The 19,888-nt window shown below is 34.4% G+C and carries 23 protein-coding genes, 1 tRNA gene and 5 pseudogenes; 12 read left to right on the plus strand and 17 right to left on the minus strand.

Annotated features, from left to right (window positions below):
- The first annotated feature begins 111 nt into the window (after nt 1-111).
- On the plus strand, nt 112-321 hold the full coding sequence (locus PWK10_RS11480; RefSeq protein ID WP_274766136.1) for a hypothetical protein: 210 nt from the start codon (nt 112-114) through the stop codon (nt 319-321).
- A gap of 34 nt (nt 322-355) precedes the next feature.
- Here PWK10_RS11480 and PWK10_RS11485 read toward each other — a convergent pair whose 3' ends face one another.
- Both PWK10_RS11485 and PWK10_RS11490 read right to left on the minus strand, forming a co-directional pair.
- Nucleotides 356-553: a hypothetical protein gene (locus PWK10_RS11485; protein ID WP_274766137.1), complete on the minus strand. Its 198-nt coding sequence runs from the start codon at nt 551-553 to the stop codon at nt 356-358.
- Nucleotides 554-642: 89 nt separating this feature from the next.
- A complete protein-coding gene (locus PWK10_RS11490; RefSeq protein WP_274766138.1) occupies nt 643-861 on the minus strand; it encodes a hypothetical protein in 219 nt (72 codons plus the stop codon).
- Between the two features lie 372 nt (nt 862-1,233).
- Here PWK10_RS11490 and PWK10_RS11495 point away from each other — a divergent pair, with 372 nt between their 5' ends.
- The 8 genes and pseudogenes from PWK10_RS11495 to PWK10_RS11520 form a co-directional block, all read left to right on the plus strand.
- On the plus strand, nt 1,234-1,497 hold the full coding sequence (locus tag PWK10_RS11495) for a hypothetical protein (RefSeq protein ID WP_274766139.1): 264 nt from the start codon (nt 1,234-1,236) through the stop codon (nt 1,495-1,497).
- Nucleotides 1,498-1,557: 60 nt separating this feature from the next.
- On the plus strand, nt 1,558-1,884 hold the full coding sequence (locus PWK10_RS11500; RefSeq protein ID WP_274766140.1) for a hypothetical protein: 327 nt from the start codon (nt 1,558-1,560) through the stop codon (nt 1,882-1,884).
- Nucleotides 1,885-2,240: 356 nt separating this feature from the next.
- Entirely contained in the window at nt 2,241-2,459 is a 219-nt protein-coding gene (locus tag PWK10_RS19915; protein ID WP_446715248.1) for a tetratricopeptide repeat protein, read from the plus strand.
- Nucleotides 2,460-2,684: 225 nt separating this feature from the next.
- Complete coding sequence (locus tag PWK10_RS11505; RefSeq protein WP_274766141.1) at nt 2,685-2,849, plus strand: hypothetical protein; 165 nt, start codon at nt 2,685-2,687, stop codon at nt 2,847-2,849.
- Nucleotides 2,850-2,875: 26 nt separating this feature from the next.
- Nucleotides 2,876-3,106 carry an ImmA/IrrE family metallo-endopeptidase gene (locus PWK10_RS19920; protein ID WP_446715373.1) on the plus strand — a complete coding sequence of 77 codons (231 nt, stop codon included), beginning with the start codon at nt 2,876-2,878 and terminating at the stop codon, nt 3,104-3,106.
- Nucleotides 3,107-3,181: 75 nt separating this feature from the next.
- Nucleotides 3,182-3,412, plus strand: coding sequence for a hypothetical protein (locus PWK10_RS11510; RefSeq protein ID WP_274766142.1), 231 nt, complete (start codon nt 3,182-3,184; stop codon nt 3,410-3,412).
- Between the two features lie 243 nt (nt 3,413-3,655).
- Nucleotides 3,656-4,420: a DUF1828 domain-containing protein gene (locus PWK10_RS11515; RefSeq protein ID WP_274766143.1), complete on the plus strand. Its 765-nt coding sequence runs from the start codon at nt 3,656-3,658 to the stop codon at nt 4,418-4,420.
- 139 nt (nt 4,421-4,559) lie between these two features.
- A pseudogene (locus tag PWK10_RS11520) lies at nt 4,560-5,588 on the plus strand (recombinase family protein); the annotation flags it as partial.
- A gap of 440 nt (nt 5,589-6,028) precedes the next feature.
- On the opposite strand, the gene PWK10_RS11525 reads toward PWK10_RS11520, so the two are convergent.
- Nucleotides 6,029-6,102: transfer RNA gene (locus PWK10_RS11525), tRNA-Gly, on the minus strand.
- 209 nt (nt 6,103-6,311) lie between these two features.
- Here PWK10_RS11525 and PWK10_RS11530 point away from each other — a divergent pair.
- The gene (locus PWK10_RS11530; RefSeq protein ID WP_274766144.1) at nt 6,312-6,650 is read left to right on the plus strand and encodes a hypothetical protein; all 339 of its coding nucleotides are present in this window, start codon (nt 6,312-6,314) and stop codon (nt 6,648-6,650) included.
- The gene (locus PWK10_RS11535) at nt 6,613-6,954 is read left to right on the plus strand and encodes a hypothetical protein (RefSeq protein ID WP_274766145.1); all 342 of its coding nucleotides are present in this window, start codon (nt 6,613-6,615) and stop codon (nt 6,952-6,954) included. Before PWK10_RS11530 ends, PWK10_RS11535 begins: the two co-directional genes overlap by 38 nt.
- Before the next feature lie 42 nt (nt 6,955-6,996).
- Here PWK10_RS11535 and PWK10_RS11540 read toward each other — a convergent pair whose 3' ends face one another.
- The 3 genes and pseudogenes from PWK10_RS11540 to PWK10_RS11550 form a co-directional block, all read right to left on the minus strand.
- Nucleotides 6,997-8,004 carry an electron transfer flavoprotein subunit alpha/FixB family protein gene (locus tag PWK10_RS11540; RefSeq protein ID WP_274766146.1) on the minus strand — a complete coding sequence of 336 codons (1,008 nt, stop codon included), beginning with the start codon at nt 8,002-8,004 and terminating at the stop codon, nt 6,997-6,999.
- Nucleotides 8,005-8,013: 9 nt separating this feature from the next.
- A pseudogene (locus tag PWK10_RS11545) lies at nt 8,014-8,792 on the minus strand (electron transfer flavoprotein subunit beta).
- A gap of 9 nt (nt 8,793-8,801) precedes the next feature.
- Nucleotides 8,802-9,941, minus strand: coding sequence for an acyl-CoA dehydrogenase (locus PWK10_RS11550; protein ID WP_274766147.1), 1,140 nt, complete (start codon nt 9,939-9,941; stop codon nt 8,802-8,804).
- 272 nt (nt 9,942-10,213) lie between these two features.
- On the opposite strand from PWK10_RS11550, the gene PWK10_RS11555 reads away from it, so the two are divergent.
- Nucleotides 10,214-10,996 (plus strand): MSCRAMM family protein, encoded by a 783-nt coding sequence (locus PWK10_RS11555; protein ID WP_274766148.1) that lies wholly within the window; start codon nt 10,214-10,216, stop codon nt 10,994-10,996.
- 65 nt (nt 10,997-11,061) lie between these two features.
- Here the strand turns inward: PWK10_RS11555 and glsA are convergent, their stop codons facing one another.
- The 11 genes and pseudogenes from glsA to PWK10_RS11615 form a co-directional block, all read right to left on the minus strand.
- The gene (gene glsA / locus PWK10_RS11560; protein ID WP_274766149.1) at nt 11,062-11,979 is read right to left on the minus strand and encodes a glutaminase A; all 918 of its coding nucleotides are present in this window, start codon (nt 11,977-11,979) and stop codon (nt 11,062-11,064) included.
- A gap of 1 nt (nt 11,980) precedes the next feature.
- The gene (locus tag PWK10_RS11565; protein ID WP_274766150.1) at nt 11,981-12,496 is read right to left on the minus strand and encodes a triphosphoribosyl-dephospho-CoA synthase; all 516 of its coding nucleotides are present in this window, start codon (nt 12,494-12,496) and stop codon (nt 11,981-11,983) included.
- Entirely contained in the window at nt 12,484-12,783 is a 300-nt protein-coding gene (locus PWK10_RS11570) for a triphosphoribosyl-dephospho-CoA synthase (protein WP_274766151.1), read from the minus strand. The genes PWK10_RS11565 and PWK10_RS11570 overlap by 13 nt, the downstream gene beginning before the upstream one ends.
- A gap of 162 nt (nt 12,784-12,945) precedes the next feature.
- A complete protein-coding gene (gene citX / locus PWK10_RS11575) occupies nt 12,946-13,377 on the minus strand; it encodes a citrate lyase holo-[acyl-carrier protein] synthase (RefSeq protein ID WP_274766152.1) in 432 nt (143 codons plus the stop codon).
- A pseudogene (citC, locus tag PWK10_RS19925) lies at nt 13,377-14,419 on the minus strand ([citrate (pro-3S)-lyase] ligase). The gene citX and the pseudogene citC overlap by 1 nt, the downstream one beginning before the upstream one ends.
- Nucleotides 14,397-15,910, minus strand: a pseudogene (citF, locus tag PWK10_RS11590) (citrate lyase subunit alpha). Before citF ends, citC begins: the two co-directional pseudogenes overlap by 23 nt.
- Nucleotides 15,911-15,937: 27 nt before the next feature.
- Nucleotides 15,938-16,765 (minus strand): HpcH/HpaI aldolase/citrate lyase family protein, encoded by an 828-nt coding sequence (locus PWK10_RS11595; protein WP_446715249.1) that lies wholly within the window; start codon nt 16,763-16,765, stop codon nt 15,938-15,940.
- A gap of 87 nt (nt 16,766-16,852) precedes the next feature.
- Nucleotides 16,853-17,116, minus strand: coding sequence for a citrate lyase acyl carrier protein (citD, locus tag PWK10_RS11600; RefSeq protein WP_274766154.1), 264 nt, complete (start codon nt 17,114-17,116; stop codon nt 16,853-16,855).
- Between the two features lie 10 nt (nt 17,117-17,126).
- Nucleotides 17,127-17,681 carry a Fe-S-containing hydro-lyase gene (locus tag PWK10_RS11605; RefSeq protein WP_274766155.1) on the minus strand — a complete coding sequence of 185 codons (555 nt, stop codon included), beginning with the start codon at nt 17,679-17,681 and terminating at the stop codon, nt 17,127-17,129.
- A gap of 9 nt (nt 17,682-17,690) precedes the next feature.
- Nucleotides 17,691-18,533 (minus strand): fumarate hydratase, encoded by an 843-nt coding sequence (locus PWK10_RS11610; protein ID WP_274766156.1) that lies wholly within the window; start codon nt 18,531-18,533, stop codon nt 17,691-17,693.
- Between the two features lie 75 nt (nt 18,534-18,608).
- Nucleotides 18,609-19,872, minus strand: a pseudogene (locus PWK10_RS11615) (methylaspartate ammonia-lyase).
- Between the last annotated feature and the right edge of the window lie 16 nt (nt 19,873-19,888).

Below are 19,888 nucleotides of genomic sequence, written 5' to 3' on the forward strand. Positions count from 1 at the left end.
ATCAATGCCCCTCATCACCCTTTTCCACGAAACCCAATGCATATTAAATTTTTATTTAGCAGGATTTTCCTCCCTGTAGTAGAATTCTTATATTGAAGGGAGGTGAAATTGTTGAAAATTAACCGTTCTTTTAGTGGTTTTTGCCCAACATTAAACAAAGAAAATACTATTACTGTTGAATTTATTGATGCGAGAAGTTTTGATAATCCAAATCTTTTTATAAAAGGCCTAGCCGAATGTGAACATCATAGTTACTTTAAATGTCCAATAGCTCAAGATTGCCCTATACTTAAAAGCGTTCCTGAAAAACTTTATCTTTGATATCAAAGCCGGATCAGTCCTAATGGTTCGGCTTTTACTCTTCACTTAACCACTGGAAATCATTTGTTTTCAATTTTAAAGTAACCTCTGTTAAAAACGTATCTTCAACTGAAACTCTTGTTGATACTTCATAAAAATATGAACTTACATCTTTATCATTGATTAAAATTCTATATTTCTGATGTTCAAAGTTATTTTGTCTTTTACACTTTATTACTCTAACTTTTGGCAATATTTCATTTTTCATCTCCTCCACCTCCTTCCATCATCTTTTTCATATTCTGCATAAACTATTGTTAGGCAGAGGTTTTGTTAATTTTTTCACACTTTCAGGTAAAAAATATAGTCCCTAAAATCCAATTTTTCTTTTTCACAGAATACATATAATGCACCATAGAATTGAGCACCTGCACAAGTTCCATCTTTTAATACTTTTGAAACTTGTGCCCTGTCTAATCCTAAGGCATTTGCAAAAGCTGATTTATTACCATTGAATTTTTCTTTTACTAAATCATTTAACTTTTTTACATTTGGCTTCATATAATCACCCCCTGTTTGTTAATTTTTTTCACACTTTAAATTTATCACACTATTTATATTTTGTCAATTATTTTCACATTTATTCGTGAAAAAAATTAACGATAAATTTCGACATAATTTTGTTGATTATTTTCACACTCAAAATTATTATTAAATAAGGGGTGATATCAATATGTTTGATAAAAAGAATTTAAAAGATTATTAGAAAAAGCTTTAGGTGATAGAAATAAAAGCCAATATGCTATAGAAAGTGGAGTTAATAGGACATATATATCAAAGCTTTTAAATGAAAAATTAGACAATCCTCCAACTCCAGATGTTATAAAGAGATTAGCTGAGGTTGCTCATAATGGTGTTACCTATGAAGAACTTATGCAAGCAGCTGGATATATAGAAAAAGCAGAAACCAACCCTTCAGCTCCTCAGCTCACCCCTAAAGAAGAAAAAGATATCGCCAAGAGACTTGAAAAAATGAAAGAAGATTTACTTAAACAACAAGGATTAATGTTTAACGGAGAGCCTGCATCTCCAGAAGCTATTGAAAGTATTTTAGCAGCATTAGAATTTGGTATGAGGCAGGCTAAAATAATCAATAAAAAATATACTCCTAAAAAGTATAGAAAAGATAATGAATAATATTATTAAGTGTGTTTAATAATTTAATTTTAAAATGTTTTATTAAAAGGGGTTGGAAATGTGAAATTTATAAAGGCAAATGATGACTTTATCGTTGCAAAATGTCCAAACTGTGGAAATATCAAACACATACTTAAAAATACTTGTTTCCCATCCAAAGAAGGTTTCATTTTAAACCTACCAGTTTCGTGTGAATGTGGTTGCGTCTATGATACTATTACTAATCCTAATGTTAAATCAGGCAAAAGCTTAAATTTTATAACAAAAATACTAAATATATTTGCTCACAAATCAATAAATATCTCATCACAAGAAGAAAAATACAATGATAAAAAGGTAGTAATACATCCCCAAATTACAGTAACACAAGCAAAGAAATCAATTTAAATAATTTATCTAATAATGCAAAACTTGAACTCGCTAAAATTTTATTTGATAGTTTAAAATTAAGTGTTGGATTTGGAAATTCTAATTCACAATTAAACAAAATTGCAGAAAAAATCCTTAAAGAAGCTAAAGATAGGCATAAAATTTTAGATAAAATTATTGAACTATGTAAAGATATAGATGACCCTAAAGCTTATTTAATAGTTGGAAGAGCTTATGTTTGGAAAGGAGCTAAGTTCAGAAAAGAAGCAATAAAATATTTAGAAAAATATTTAATAAATCCTACTGAAGATAGTTATGAAAAAGGATATGTTACTCGAGATGGGGAAAACGTAGAAATAACCTTAGAAATTCATTTGTTTTGGGTATATAGCGACCTAGGCAAATGTTATGAAGGAGAATATGACTTTGACAATGCTTTAAGATGTTACAAGTTAGCTAATAAAATGGATCCAGCTATGCCTTCTGGATATATTCGTATTGCACAAATTTATACAAAATTAGGGCAAATAGATGAAGCTATTAAACTCTTAGAACAAGCAAAAAAACACCATATTATCAACCTAAAAAAGTAAAAAATGTATTAGATAATTCGTATCATATTGATGATTCTTTTAAAGTTGTAATTGATAATTCGTTAAAAGATTTTATAAATAAAAAGAAAAAGGCTATGTTTATAGACCTCGAAAAATAAAGCACAATATTGTGGAGTGAGTAAAATGATATTTTCAAAGTATTATTTAAAATTATGAATAATTTCCCTAGGGTTATATGGTCGCCATAAATGGGAGGGGATTATTTTGAATTATATTAAATCAATTGTTGATAAACTTGTTAATAAATATAAAACTAACAATCCTTTTGAACTTGCTGAAAAATTAAATATAACTATTCTATATTGGGATTTTCCTTTGGAAGTCAAAGGGATTTATCAATATGAAAAAGGAATAAATTTATTTACTTAAACAAGCATTTATCATATTCTGAAAAGATTTATGTTTGTGGGCATGAACTTGGACATGCTATTTTACATACAAAAATAAATTGCACTTTCTTAAAGCAACATACTTTGTTTAGCACTAATAAATTTGAAAATGAAGCAAACCTATTCTGCTCATACCTACTCGTATCTGATGAAACGCTAAAACAATATTCAGATTATTCCATAGAACAAATTGCCGCAATTTTCTGTATCCCAACAGAACTTTTAATAATAAGATAAGTTATATAACAATGGCGACCAGAATTCGAGAGCCATTGAGCACCAACCCGTAAAAGTTCTTAAGGAGGATAGAAAATGGTAACTCAAGAAGAAGCTGATAGATTATATAGATTAAAAAAATATATTCCCGTTAATAATATAATAGAGTGGAAGGTAAAATGCCAAAATTCAGAAAGAATTGCTTATGAATTAAGAATTCCTGTGGTTTCTGAAGAAGTTCATGAGTTTATTCTTATAGCGAATTATTCTCGAACTAAAAAAGAGGAATTAATTATTCATTTTGTTTACTTTATAAATCTTGCGTAAAAATAAGAAGATGGGATATGAAACATCACTACTATAAAAACCTACATCCCATAAACATAAGTGGGATGGAACTAACGATCATGAAACTTATATAGTAAATGATATTTGTTTAACAGATGTAAATATAGCTCTATTTAATTTTTTAGATGAATGCAATATTGATTATAAAAATATATGTTATCAAACAATACTATGAAAATATAATTAATTATGATAAAATAAATAAAAAAGGAGGTGTAATATATGGTAAATATTAATGATTGTAGAGTTTATATTGATAAATATATTAGTTGGCTTAATTCTAATTTTATTATTGAATATAATAAAGACTTTTGCCATATTATTACACCTTTCCTTCGTCAAGATCATGATCATATTGAGATTTTTATTGAAGTCCAAAATGATACAATAATTATATCAGACGATGGATTAACATTTGAGTATCTCCTATTAAGTAACATTGATATAAACACACCCTCAAGAAAACAATATTTAAATTCTATTTGTAAAAGGACAAACACATTTTTTGATGGATATGCTTTAAAATCTTTCGTTAAATCATTAGATGATTTCCCTTTATATTTAAATAATTTTATTAATGCATCAATGTCAATTTGCAATTTAACATATACATCATTTGAAAGAAGTAAAACTACATTTAGGGATAATATAAAAAGTTATTTAGATAGTAAGAATGTTCCATATAGAAATTTATCAATTACAGGTTATTCAAAAACATATAAACTCGATTTTGTTATTATAAAACCAAAACCTATATATATAGAACCTATTTCTGCTGCTTCAACTTCATATGGTCAAGCACTTGCTGAAAGAGTTGCTTTTCAATGGTATGATTTACGAAGAAACAATAATCAATTTATAGGAGTTTCTTTAATCAATGATGAAGATGATATTTGGACAAAAGACATATTAAAAATTTTAGAAGACAATTCTGATGTAACAATATCATGGAGTGAACGTGATAAATTATTACAATTAATTGCTTAAATACTTGACACCCAAACATACGTTCGCTAAAATAATAATAGAAACCCAAAAGAAATCCTTGAGATTCATTAGAGGTTCCACGAAACCCAATACACTTTATGTGTGTTGGGTTATTATTTTTGTCAAAAGGAGGTTATTTATGAAAGCAGCAATATATGCAAGGTATTCAAGTGATAATCAAAGAGAGGAAAGTATAGATGCTCAAATAAGAGCTATTAAAGATTTTGCAGCAAAACAAGGTTATGAAATAGTTAAGATATATACAGATGAAGCTAAGTCTGCTACATCAGATGACAGACCTCAATTTCTTCAAATGATTAAAGATAGTTCACTTGGAATATTTGATACTGTTATAGTTCATAAACTTGATAGATTTGCTCGTAATAGATATGATTCTGCTTTTTATAAAAGGCAACTCAAAAAGCATGGTGTTAGACTAATCTCTGTTCTCGAAAATTTAGACGATAGCCCTGAATCAATTATACTTGAATCAGTTTTAGAAGGCATGGCTGAATATTACTCCAAAAACCTTGCAAGAGAAGTTATGAAAGGCATGAGGGAGAATGCCCTTAAAGCCAAACATAACGGAGGCACTACTCCGCTTGGATATGATGTAGTTGATGGTAAATATGTAATAAATGAAAAAGAGGCCCAAATAGTAAAATATATTTTCCAAAGATATGCTGAAGGAATTGGGTATAAGAAACTTATACAAGAACTAAAAGCAAGAGGCTTTAAAACTAAGCGTGGGAATGATTTTACTCAACCAAGTTTACACGACATATTAAAAAACGAAAAATACACAGGCTGTTATATATTTAATAGACAGGCTGCAAAAGATGTAAATGGTAAGAGGAATCAACATAAATCTAAACCTGAAGAAGAAATTATTAAAATCCCTGGAGCTATACCTCAAATTATTCCAGTAGAACTTTTTAATAAGATTAAAGAAAGAATGCAAAGTAGGGCAAATGGAAAAAATAAAGCTAAACAAATATATCTTCTTTCTGGGAAAATTTTCTGTGGTAAATGTGGAGCTGCTCTAATAGGTCATACTACACATATGAAAGATAAAATTTATCCAAACTACATTTGCGGAACAAAATATAGAACTAAAAACTGCGACCTAAAGGCAGTAAAGAGAGATTATGTTGAGGAAAAAGTTATTGAAAATCTTAAAATTAGCATATTCAATCCAGATGCAATTAAATCCCTTACATCAAAGTTAGTAGAATACTATAATAAAATGGTTCAAGAAGACGCTGAAGATTTAAAACTTCTTGAAGAAAAGTTAAGTGAAATTCAAAAGAAAATTGATAATATAGTCGCAGCTATTGCAGACGGGATGTATAGTCCAACAATGAAAGAAGCAATGAATAAACTTGAAGAAGAAAAAAGTCAAGTTACATCAACGTTATATGAACTTAAGCATAAACTGGAAACCTACTCACTTAATGAAAAGCTTATTGAAAAGTATCTTATTAAAGATATGCACAGATTGCAAAATAAAAATGTTGATGACTTGAAAGAAATCATCAACACTTACGTTGACAAGGTTATAATATATGATGATAAGGTTATCACTAACCTTAGGGTTTTACATATGAGTGGAGCAGGTAACGGGAATCGAACCCGCATAGCCGGCTTGGGAAGCCGGAGCTCTGCCATTGAGCTATACCTGCCCATCGAAAAGCTAATATTTTCTTTATTTTAATTATATTCTTGTAAAACTTAATAAACAATTTTAATTTTTCTCGATATTCAATAATTTTTTTGATATTTCTTTTAATTTCTTTTAGTTTAAAATTTTTCTTTATTTTTTCATAATATTTACATATTTGAAATATATTTATTATTGTGCTATAAATCATACTGTAAGGGGGATGATAATATGCACAGTTTAAACCTCATAGTGCATGATAACATTCCGCTTTTTAGATGTTCCTATTGTGGAAATTGCTATGGCTTTTTAGAATCAACATCGTATCTAAAAGTTAAAATGAGGGGATGCTGCTGGTATTTCCCCAAATATAAGTTAATCGATATAAAAAACATCTTAAACTTTGGAAGGGAAGATTTTATTTACGAGATTGCAAATCTTTCAAATTCAAAGATCGAAAAATATCACATCGAAGTTTTAGGATATTTTGATGATGAAAAATATAACAAATTAAAACCTCAAGCAAAGGATTTTGATTCAAAGCTTTTCTTTAAGCTTTGCCCATTTTGATAAAAACGGTTGTAAGCTTCATTTTACACTAAGACCTCACCCCTGCAACCTTTACCTTTGCCGTGAGGTTATTGAAACCTGCGGATCAGAATATGAAAGTTACAATAGGGAAAGAAAAGATTACTTTGCCTACTGTAATTATTATAATGATCTGTTAGCTAAAGAATTGCAAAACAATAATCTAAACTTAATAGATAATTTTGATGACAGCATAAAACTTTTAAAGCAAATCCACATTCCTAATTTCGATTTTAGAAGGCTAAGAGAAATAAAAATAAATTTCGAAAATGAAATAGCGGTATAAAAGCCACAATATATTGACTTAACAATATATTGTGGCTTTTTATTATAGGTTAACTATCTCACAACTATCCTTATAAGCCTTAATTTCATTTATAAGCTCTGGAAGGACCTTATAAACATCTCCAACTATTCCAAGGTCTGCAATGGACATTATTGGGGCATTTTCATCCTTGTTTATGGCAATTATATATTCGCTCTCCTGCATCCCTGCAAGATGCTGAATTGCACCTGAGATGCCACATGCTATATAAAGCTTTGGTCTTACAGTTTTTCCTGTCTGCCCTACCTGATGATCCTTTCCTATCCATCCTGCATCTACTGCTGCACGGCTTGCTCCAACTACTCCACCTAAAAGATGGGCAAGCTCCTTTAGCATCTCAAATCCTTCCTTGTTTCCTATTCCTCTTCCCCCTGATACTATAACCTTAGCCTCTGTTATATCTATCTTTTCATCAAGGGATTTTACTATCTTCTCTACAACTGTTCTTATTTCCTCTTCCTTTATCTTGACATCTATTTTCTCTATCCTTCCTTCCCTTCTATCATCAGGACATGGAAGTGGGAATACTCCCGGCCTTATCGTTGCCATTTGTGGCCTGTGGTTTGGACATTCTATTGTTGCCATCAAATTTCCGCCAAAGGCTGGTCTTGTCATTAATAGATTTTTAGTATTTTCATCTATATCAAGCCCTGTGCAGTCGGCTGTAAGTCCCGTCTTTAGTCTTGCTGCAAGCCTTGGGCCTAAGTCCCTTCCTATGTTTGTTGCTCCTATCAATATAATCTCAGGTTTTCTTTCTATTGCTATTTTTTCTATGGCATTTGTATATCCATCGGTTGTATAGTTCTTTAAAAGAATATTCTCAAGAACTATTACCTCATCTGCCCCATGCTTTATTAGGGTATTTGCAAGTTTTTCTACCTCATATCCTACCAATACCGCTGTAAGCTTTACTCCAAGCTTTTCTGAAAGCTCCCTTCCCTTTCCTAAAAGTTCTAAGGCTACCTTCTGCAAATGCCCGTTTCTTTGTTCTGCTATAACCCATACACTCATATTATCCCCCTAAATGTAGTGCTTTTCCCTTAGCTTTTCTGCAATAAATGTTGCTGCTTCCTTTGCTGAAAGGTTTACTATCTCACCTTTTCCCTTTGGTTCCTTTGTAAAGGTCTTTCTTACCTTTGTCGGTGAGCCTAAAAGTCCTATTTCTTCCTTTTGAAGTGCTAAATCCTCTGCAGTTAAAACCTTTATTTCCTTTTGATAGCATGTAAATATATCATATACGTTCATGTATCTTGGCTTGTTGAGTTCCTTTATGCAGGTTAAAAGGCAGGGCATATTTATCTTTATTATCTCGTATCCATCCTCAAGGGCCCTTTTACCCTTAATGTTCTTCCTTCTACATCTACCTTTTCTACATATGTAACCTGAGGAATGTTAAGGTGTTCTGCAATCTCCGGTCCTACCTGTGCAGTATCACCATCGATTGCCTGTCTTCCTGCAAAGATTATGTCATAGCCTATCTTTTCTATCGCCTTTGCAAGGGTTAAGGATGTTGCCCATGTATCTGCCCCTGCAAATAACCTATCTGTTAAAAGAATAGCCTTGTCCGCTCCCATTGCAAGGGCTTCCCTTAAAACCTTTTCCGCCTGAGGTGGTCCCATCGTTATTACTGTAACCTCTGCACCGAACTCATCCTTGAGCCTTAGAGCCTCCTCAAGGGCGTTTTTATCATCTGGATTCATTATGCTTGGAACTCCTTCTCTTATTAATGTTCCCTTTACAGGATCTATCTTAACTTCGTTTGTGTCCGGAACCTGCTTTATGCATACTACTATTCTCATGTTATCCCCCTATTTTAAAACATGTGCTGATATTACCATCTTTTGAACTTCGCTTGTTCCTTCGTATATCTCCGTTATCTTTGCATCCCTCATCATTCTTTCAACTGGATAGTCCCTTGTATAGCCGTATCCTCCAAATATTTGCACTGCCTTTGTTGTAACCTCCATTGCAGTTTCTGATGCAAATAGCTTTGCCATAGACGCATCAAGGCTTATTGGAAGTCCCTTTTCCTTTTTCCATGCCGCTTTATATACTAAAAGTTTCGCTGCTTCTACCTTTGTTGCCATTTCAGCTATATACCATTGAAGCCCCTGAAAACTTGATAATGGCTTTCCAAATTGTTTTCTTTCCTTCATATATTTTACTGCCTCTTCAAGAGCACCTTCGGCTATTCCAAGGGCCTGTGCAGCGATTCCTATTCTTCCTCCGTCTAAAGTTGCCATCGCTATTGAAAAACCCTTCCCTTCTTGTCCAAGAAGGTTTTCCTTTGGAACTTTGCAGTCCTTAAATATAAGCTCTGCTGTTGATGAGCCCCTTATACCCATCTTTTCTTCTATTTTGCCTATTTCAAAGCCTTCAAATCCCTTTTCAACTATAAAGGCTGATATTCCCTTTGTCCCTTTGCTTCTATCAGTCATGGCAAATACTATAAATATATCTGCATATCCTCCGTTGGTTATAAATACTTTGCTGCCGTTTAGGATGTAATAATCCCCCTCAAGCTTTGCTGTTGTCTGCTGGCTTGCTGCATCGGTTCCTGCATTGGGTTCTGTAAGAGCAAAGGCACCTATCTTTTCTCCCTTTAAAAGGGTTGGTAAGTATTTTTTCTTTTGTTCCTCTGTTCCAAAATTATATATAGGCCAGCAGCAGAGGGATGTGTGGGCAGAGAGGATAACCCCTGTTGTTGCACAAGCTTTAGATATTTCTTCAACAGCGAGGATATAACTTAAAAAGTCTCCTCCTGCACCTCCAACTTCCCTTGGAAATGGTATTCCCATAAGGCCTAGCTTTGCCATTTTTTTAACCGTTTCCATCGGAAAAATTTCCTTTTCGTCGACTTCTGCTGCTATAGGCTTTACTTCATTTTCTACAAATTTCTGCAGCATTTCCTTCATAAGTTCCTGTTCCTTTGTTAGAGTAAATTCCACATCCACCACCCCATTGTAATAAAATTATTATTTTTCTAAAATTTCTATAAATATTATACTACATAATTATTTTTTTAACAAACCAATTTTATAAAATAATTTGTTATATTTTGTCACATATTCATATATTTTTTCATAGGATATACTAAAATTGTTTAAAGGGGGATAGTTATGAGTCTTCAGCAAAATCCTAATGTTCTTTATGACCTTTACGTTTTAGGACAATCGGAGTCTAAAAACTAACAGGAATAGGTGAAGAAATCCGTATAGACTTGTCGCTTCAGGAAAATCCAAATGTTGAGGCAGGAGCTGTTTATGGAGCCGTTACAGATGAAAACGGAAATCCTATCGAAGGAGCTCTTGTAAAGATTTTTGATGAAAACTATAACCCTATTGCCCATGCTTATACCGATGCTCAGGGTTCTTACGTATTTTCACCCTTCCCACCAGCAATGCAATATCATATTTCTGCTATAGCTAACGGTTACTTACTCTGCGACCTTATTCCATTTTCACTTCAAACAAAACAACAGCTTGAAATAAATATGACATTAAAGGCCGATCCTAAAGCTGCCCTTTCCATCATCGCTGGTGATGTATATGACATGGAGGGCAACATCCTTTCCAACTGCTCAATCAAGTTATTTAAACTTGTAAATGGAAATGAAGAAATTATTGCAACAACTACAACAAATGAATTCGGTCAGTTTATATTTGGTGAAGTTCCACAAGGACAATATAAAATAATCACCTCTAAACTTGGCTATGTAAACGACTCAACAAACATCCTTATAGATAAACCTAATATGGTTGCAAGAACAATTATAAAATTAAACGTAAATCCAAATGCTTTTGCAGGAACTATATCTGGAGTAATCAAGGACAACAATAATACCCCTGTTGCAAATGCTATCGTAACTTTATATAAAGTTGAGGATAACGGTAGATTAACCCCAATTAAATTTACAAGAACAAATACTAACGGTATGTATCTATTCACTGGCGTTGTTCCAGGGATGAATTATAAGATTAAGGCTAATAAAATATCAGAATAGAGCGGGCTTACCCGCTCTATTTATTATCTTAAAATCAATAAACTTAAATCTTAAGTGCCTGGCACTTATAATATACTAAGATCTAATTCCCTTGAAACTTCCTCTAAAACCTTCCATCCACCTATACTGTTTCCTTTGCTGTCAAGGGCTGGTCCAAATACTCCAATTCCCATCCTTGATGGAACTGCAACTAAAATTCCTCCACCAACACCGCTCTTTCCAGGAACTCCAACCTTTACAGCAAATTCACCTGAGGCATCATACATTCCACAGGTTAACATTATTGTCTTAACTATCCTTGCAACATGTCTTGGAATTACCCTTTCTCCATTCCAAGGAAGCACCCCATCGTTGGCAAGCATTGCACCAATTCTTGCTATATCCTTGCATGTTACTTCGATGGAGCATTGTTTAAAGTATACATCAAGGGCCTCCTCAACATCTCCTTCGATTATACCTATGCTCTTCATATAATAAGCAAGGGATCTATTTCTATGTCCGGTTTCCTTTTCAGATTTATAAACATCATAATTTATTTCTATGTGTGGATTGTTAGTTATTTTTCTTGTAAACTTTAAAAATTTTTCAATAACCTCATCGCCGTTTCTACCACTAATTAATGATGATGTAACTATTGCACCAGAATTAATCATTGGATTTAAAGGTTTATTTGGAGTTCTTGTTTCAAGGCTACTTATTGAGTTAAATGTATCCGCTGTAGGTTCCATATCAACCTTTGAAAATACAATTTCTTTACCATTGTCTAAAAGAGCAAGCATTAAAGCGACTACCTTTGAGATGCTCTGCATAGTAAATTTTACATTATAATCGCCTGCAAAATATTCCTCATTATCAACGGTATAAACTGCAATCCCAAGATGTCTAGGGTTTGCCTTTGAAAGTTCAGGTATATATGTTGCAACTTTTCCTTTTTCTGTCCATACTCTATTGTTTTCTATGATGGTTTCCAAAAGCTTATTCATTTCAATTCCCCCAATTTTCCAGTTTGTATATTATATAGGTTACTGCCAGAAGGTCTGCAGCACCGCCTGGACTTATGTTTTTCTTCTTAAATATTTTATCCATATAAACTACATACTCCCGGCCTATTTGGGTTTTCATAGCTCCTAGGAAAATTGCGTTTTTGGCAATATTTTTCATAAAATAAAGGCCTTTAAGTCCCCTTCTGTTTAAAACTGTCGTGTCATCCAATTTTGATATGATATAAATTAGGCTGTGAATAAGGGCATCATTAACCGATAGTCCAATTCTTAATGCATCCTCAAAGGCAGGTAATCCCCATTTTAACACAGTTGGAAGCCCCTTTTCAACCTCTCCCCTTATACCAGTAACTCCATATTTTAAATAAAGCCTTTCTCCATTTGTTAACCTTCCATCCTTATTTATGTTTTTAAGTTCCTTCTCTACTATTCCACAGGTGATTTCTTTAATAATATTTGCTATGTTTAGCCTATTTAAACTTAAATTTAATTTTTGCATCTTCCTGCACTTGCCCCTATGAGACCTGTAAGAAAAATAAGCCCCTTTTGTGTATTTATTCCATAGGTTGCCCTAAACATATCTTCCTCAGCTAAAAGGCCTATATTTCTTACTCTCTCCAAAATATTTTCATCATATTTTAAACCTACATGGACGAAATCAGGAAGATACTTTGCAATGGCAGCAGTGCTCCTTAAAAAGGTGTTGTAATCCATATCGCTGTGGCTTCCCTTTGAAAAAGGTGAAACAAGTCCAGGTGATGGGTGGGATATCACCTCAAGAAGCATCCCTCCAAAATGACTTGTCCAACCATGTTACAAAAGTCCATGTCTTTTAACAATTCTCATCTTCCTTTTCATAAAATCTTTTTATCCTCCAATTTATATCATCATAACCCGACACACCAAAATAATCATCAATTATTTTATCTATAATTTCAATAACTTCCCTCAAATCATGCCTTTTTGTCTTGTGCATATCCCCGCATCATCACCACATACTATACATTTTCTTCTCTTGAAACCTAAGTCCATTCTTGATATAGGCTGTCCATTAACATATATATCGATGTCAAACAGCCTTCCTAATTGATGGAACTCTTCTATATTAACTGCCTTTTTCTTTGCCTCCTTTGGCAGGACATTAAGAACCATTAAAAGACTTTTTCCATCGAATCCTTCGTTAGTTTCAGAATAAACCTCATGGTCCTTGAATGTATCCTTCAACAGAGAATATAACACATTAAAGGCAAGGCCTGCCTTTAATGTGTTTTTATCATTTCCCGGGTAATTTATTTTGCCACAAAGAACAGGAAGCTTATATTCTTCATTTAACTTTAAAATCCTTAAAAATCGTTTTTCCCTATCCTCAAGTATCCTCATCAATGGGGACTATCGCTCCTTTTTATTTTTTCTATAATATCTTCAGCTTCTTTAGATATTAAAAATTCATATGTGCTTTCAGGGACAAATTTCTTAGTATCCTCAAGTTTTCCCTGTTTTATTAAGTTTCTTACAAAGGATGCACTAACTGCAACATTATCTTTCATAAGCCTTTCGACGATCTTAACTTCTATTCCAAAGTTTGGTAATATGTCCATAAGGGCATTGTTGTATGCGTTTGTAACAGGACAATAGGGTTCAGTCCCTACATATCTTCTTTTTATGTTAAATTCCTTTGCAATATATCTTCCAAAAATAGCCGCATCCAGCCTTGTATAGGCCCTTAATCTATCATCTTCTTTTCTTAAAAAATAACTTGGAAAGGTTGCAGAGGATATTATATACTTTCCTCCAGGAATTACTGTTACATTTTTAAATCCTCTACGCCTTTTTTAACAAGCTCTAGCCTTACATCAAATGGAAAAAGGGATTTATTTTCCTCAACTATAAAAACTACAACCCTTTCGTTTTCCTTTGCTGCAATTTCGATTAAATATTTGTGTCCTAAAGTAAAGGGGTTGCAGTTCATTACAAGGGCTGCCTTTTCGCCATCATCAAGGTCGCTTTTTAGAAACATGTCCCTGACATACTTTTGAACATTTGCAGCCCCACCCTCTAATAATACAACATCGCTGTTTCCCTCTACAAACCTATATCCTAAACCTTCAAATATACTCTTATTCTCAGGTTTTGTAAAAATAAAGGTCTCATAAATCCCCTTATCAAAGAGGATATTTTGAATTTTAGTTAAGAGCTTTGATGCAACACCTTCACTTTGATAGTCCCTTGATACTGCAAATCCCTTTATTATGTTTTTAGCAGCAGAACAGGTTCCTATAATTTTATCATCCTCTACTGCTACTAAAGTTAAATCCACGTCATCATCAAGGCTCAAATCAAATTCCTTTAAAAAATCCTTTACCCTTTTTAAATCATTAGTTAAAACTATTTCCATAAAATCACCTAACCTGACGAACAACATCAATAACAGAACCGTCCCTATATTCAACAACTGCAACTATTTTATCTTCAAATTCAATTTTTTCAGGAATGCCTGTTAGTTTTTCAGCCATCACCTTTAATTCTTCTATTGTGTAAATAGGAAGATTAGAATCCTTTAATCTTTCTAAAGGTCAGTTCTTCTTGGATTAATAGCAATTCCCCTTTCGGTTACAACAGCATCGATTGTCTCCCCTGGGGTTGTTACAGTTGTAACTTTATCCACGATAATTGGAAGCCTTGCTTTTGTAAGCTGGGTTACAACGATTGACAATTTTGATCCTGCAGCAGTGTCGGAATGCCCTCCAGAACCTCCCATTATTATTCCATTTGACCCTGTTGTAACATTTACATTAAAGTCGGTATCGATTTCCGTTGCGCCAAGAATCATAACATCAAGGTTGTTTACAACAGCCCCTTTATTGTGGGGATTTCCATACATGGAAGCAGACATTCCCTGATGAGCTCTGTTGTTTTTATAGGACTCAACAGCCTTTAAATCAAAGCACTGCACATCAAATAATGCCTTGAATAATCCTTCTTCAAACATCTCGACGATGTATCCTGTTATTCCTCCTGCTGCAAAGCTTCCTTTTATATTTTTCCTTTTCATTATATCCTTTACATAGGCAGCAACTGCAAGGGATGTTCCTCCTGCTCCAGTTTGGAATGAAAATCCATCCTTTAAAAGCCCAGACTCGTCAATTAATTGTGCTGCAAGCTTTGCAATTTTAAGGCCTACAGGATCCTTTGTAATCCTTGTAGTTCCTGAAACAATCCCCTTAGGATCCCCTATTTCATCGACTTTAACTATATAATCCACATATTCTTGGCTTATTTCAATTGGGCATGCAGGATAATCAACTAAATTATCGGTAACTGCAACGACCTTATCGGCATACATAGCATCTGGAATAGCATATCCTAGGCTTCCACAGGCTGATTTTCCTTCAACTCCGTTTATATTTCCATAGGTATCGCAGGTTGGTGCTGCAATAAAGGCTATATCTATATGTAAATCCCCGCTCTCTATCGCCCTTGCCCTTCCTCCGTGGGTGTGCATTATAGCGGGATATTTTAAAAGCCCCTTTGACACCGCCTCAGCAACAGGCCCTGACATATAGTTTGCGTAAATCCTGGTTACAACACCGTTTTTTATATGTTCAACCAATGGTGCATGGCAGGGAAATATAGAACTTGCAGCAACTGTTATGTCCTTTACACCAAGCTTTGCAATCTCCTCCAAAACCATATTTAAAACATAATCGCCGTTTCTTAAATGATGATGAAATGATACCGCCATCCCATCCTTTATATCGGATTTTAAAAGGGCTTCCTTTATTGAAGATAAAATCTTGTTTTCTCCTGGCTTTACGCTCTTTAGCTTCGTAGAAACCTTTCTTACTTCACCATAATTTGCATAAGCTCCCATAAAGGGTTTTACTTTTCCGTAGCCTTCGATATATTCAGGAATCTCCCTTTTACTGCATTGTTCATGCTATCACCCCTTTATAAGGCCTATTGCCTTTGCCTTTTCTATTATATTTTTTGCCCTTTGAAGGATTGGAGCATCCACCATCTTGCCATCAAGGGAAAATACTCCTTTCCCTTCCCTTTGTGCTTCCTCATAGGCTGAAATTACCCTCTTTGCCCAGTCGATATCATCCTTGCTTGGCGAAAATACTTCGTTGATAATATCGATCTGCCTTGGATTGATTGCAGCCTTCCCCGTCATTCCAATAAGCTTTGCCTTTTCTGAGTCTTTCCTTAAACCCTCAAAATCATTTACATCTGTAAAGGGTGTATCTATTGCATCAACCTTTAGAGCTTTACAAACTGAAACAACCTTGCTTCTTGCATAGAAAATTTCTTCCCCTTCTTTAGTTCTTTTAATCTCCATATCCGCCGTCAAATCCTCTGCACCTAAAAGAACTGCAGCAACCCTTTTCGAAGATTTAACGATATTAAAAACATCCTCAAGGCCAATTGCAGTTTCAATAAGTGGAATAATTTTAATACTTCCTAATTTAAAGCCCTCTTCCCTTTCAATTGTAGATAAAAGTTCGTCAACCTCTTCAATTGCTTCTTCAGTAGCCTTTGGAATGATAAGAGCATCCGGCTTTACCCTTGCAATAACATCAATATCGTCGTATCCAAAGTTAGTCCCAATGGAATTAATCCTGACTACCCTCTCGCAGCCTGAAAAATCTATTTCCAATAAGGCATTTCTTACTAAATATCTTGCAGAATCCTTCTCATCGATGCTAACTGCATCCTCAAGGTCAAGAATAATGCTGTCAGCACCAAGAACTGGAGCATTCTGTATCATGGAAGGATTATTTCCTGGAATAAAAGCATACTTCTTCTCATGAGTGCCAGCCTCCTGACATTTTGACTTTTTGACATTTCCATAATTTTACTCCAAGGCTCTTTTTATAGCAGTCTCAACCCTTGCCTTTATTGTATAATCAAGGGCTCCCCTGTCCTTTGCCACAACAAGGGCGTTTTCCACCTCAAGCTCCTTTAAAGTATCCATGATGACCTTTTCAATCTGCTTTCCAAACTGCTTTAAGATAATACTGTCAAGCTGAATTTCATTTCCCTTATCATTTGGATAAACCATTATGTAAATATCGTTAGACTCCATAGTCCCTGCCTTTGCAGGCTTTACTATTTTCATAGCACCCCTCCTATTTTAAGCTGCTTAGGTATTCTCTTTGACCTATTTCATAATAATTATTTCCTTCACTGTCTATAACTACAACAAGGGGTAAATCTTCAACATAGAGCCTTCTTATAGCCTCTGCTCCTAAATCCTCATAGGCAATCAATGTGGATTCTTTTACGCATTTTGCTGTTAAGGCAGCAGCACCACCAATTGCTGCAAAATATACCGCACAATTTTTCTTTATAGATTCTATAACCTCACCTGATCTTTTTCCCTTGCCTATCATCCCCTTAAGTCCCTTATCTAAAAGGGCTGGTGTATATGGGTCCATTCTGTAGCTTGTAGTTGGTCCTGCAGAACCTATAGGCTGGCCTTCCTTTGCTGGAGTTGGACCAACGTAGTATATAATCTGCCCCTTTATATCAAAGGGAAGCTCTTTTCCATCTTTTATTAGCTCTACTAATCTTTTATGGGCTGCATCCCTTGCAGTATATACATAACCCGTCAGAAGAACGCTGTCCCCTGCCTTAAGGCTTTTTATTATATCATCAGTAAGAGGTGTAGTAATCCTAATCATCTTATCCCCCTATAATACTTTTTCTGCATGCCTTGTTGCATGACAGCTTATATTAACTGCAACTGGAAGTCCTGCAATATGAGTTGCAAAGGTTTCTATGTTTACAGCAAGGGCAGTTGTTCTTCCCCCAAATCCCTGTGGTCCAATTCCAAGATCGTTAATTAAATTTAAAAGTTCCTCCTCAAGTTTTGCATAGAATGGATTTTCATTCCTTTTATCGATGGGCCTTAAAAGAGCCTTTTTTGCAAGGTATGCCGACAATTCAAAGGTTCCTCCAATTCCAACGCCAACTATAATTGGTGGGCAAGGATTAGGTCCTGCCTCCTTTACAACCTTTAATACAAAGTCTTTAACTCCTTCTACCCCATCGGCAGGCTTTAGCATTTTTATCTGGCTCATGTTTTCGCTTCCAAATCCCTTAGGAACTACAGTTATTTTAAGTTTATCCCCAGGAACTATATTAGTCCAAATAACAGCAGGTGTGTTGTCCTTTGTGTTTTCCCTATCTATTGGATCTTTTACCACCGATTTTCTTAAATAGCCTTCTATATATCCTCTTCTTACGCCTTCATTTACAGCATCATTTAAATTTCCACCGACAATATGAACATCCTGACCAATTTCAAGAAAGACTACCGTCATTCCTGTATCCTGACATATCGGCATATTTTCATTTTTTGCAATTTCAGCATTTTTAATCAAAATATCCATAATATCCTTTGCAAGCTTAAAACTTTCTTCATCCCTGGACTTTAAAAAGGCATTTTTAATATCTTCGTTCAAATAATAATTAGCTTCTATGCATAAATCCCTAACAGCACTTATAATTTCATTTACATGAATTTCCTTCATTATATCACCCCACAATAAAGTGCCTGGCACTTAACAAATAAGTGCCTGGCACTAATGTTTAAGATTTTTTGATGCTTATTTATTCAATGCTTTGTTTATTCTTTCCCTGTTCTTTGATAAAGTTAATACCCTTTGCATTTCGTTGTAAACTATCATAAATCCTTCATCAACGCCCATACCTGGCTTTGCAAGACATTGATCTGCATCGCAGGCAATTGCAATATTAGTTAAAACCTGAGCGGATCTATCTGTTTCGTTGCAGGTTCCTCCACAGTATGCGCCAACCCCATGCTTTTGCAGTAGAGTATTGCTTCTGCAACATTGTTTATTCCACCAAGGTCAGGAGTCTTTATCTGAATCATGTCTGCTGCACCTTCATCAACGAAAAGCTTAATATCCTCCCAAGTGTTGCACCATTCATCTGCAACGATTTCTACTCCAATTCCCTTTTGCTTTAAAAGATTTCTAAGTTTCTTTAATGCCTCAAGCTGTCCTTCTCTGTTTTCAACATCCATAGGTCCTTCAATCCTTAGTTTAAATGGATGAGCAACCTTTTCTAATTCTCCTAAGTAATTTGCCATCCTTTCATAGTCCATGTTAAATGCAATTCCTATTGTTCCATAAACGTCTATATGAAGGATAGGATTATATTCTTCTGTTGTTCTAAGTTTCAATATTCTATCCCTTAGCCATGCAACGTATTCCTTTAAAAGCTCTCCCTTTTCCCCAAGCTTTTCTTTAACATTATTTATAAGCCCGTGGGGTAGAACATCTGCACCCTTTAAAATCATCTTATCAACATTGATGTATCTGTCATCCCCAGATTGTGTAAATATAGGTATCTTTTTAAATTCAACGCCTGTGTTGTATTCTTCCCTAATAACCTCTGCCATAGTAAGTCCTTTTGCCTTTGCAACTGCATCTAATATCGCCTGAGTTACACCATATCTTATTGCCGTATGAAGCCTTTTTCCGTCGATTTCCATATTGTCAATTTCCTCTGCCATTTCCTTAAAAGTTGTAATTTCCCTGCCGATTAACTTTGGTGTAATATACTTTTCAATAACAGGAATAAACTCCTCAGCAAGGAATAGAGGATCCCTTCCACCAGCTCCTGAATATTGAACTGCAGCACAGTCTCCATAGGCAACCTGACCATCCTCAAGAATTAACATAACTGAAATAGATTCTCCAGCCATTCTTATTGTCTTAAAGCCTTCAGTTACAGGCTCTCCAATATAAACAAATCCATCGTGGGGTGCTCCCTTTTTATCGCCCTTTGATCATCGAAGAAAAACCCAGTTCTTCCTGCGGATAATAAAACGTCTACTATTTTCATAATTTTTCCTCCCTAA

This window comes from Caloramator sp. Dgby_cultured_2, from assembly GCF_028872215.1.
Classification (GTDB): Bacteria; Bacillota; Clostridia; order Clostridiales; family Caloramatoraceae; genus Caloramator; species Caloramator australicus.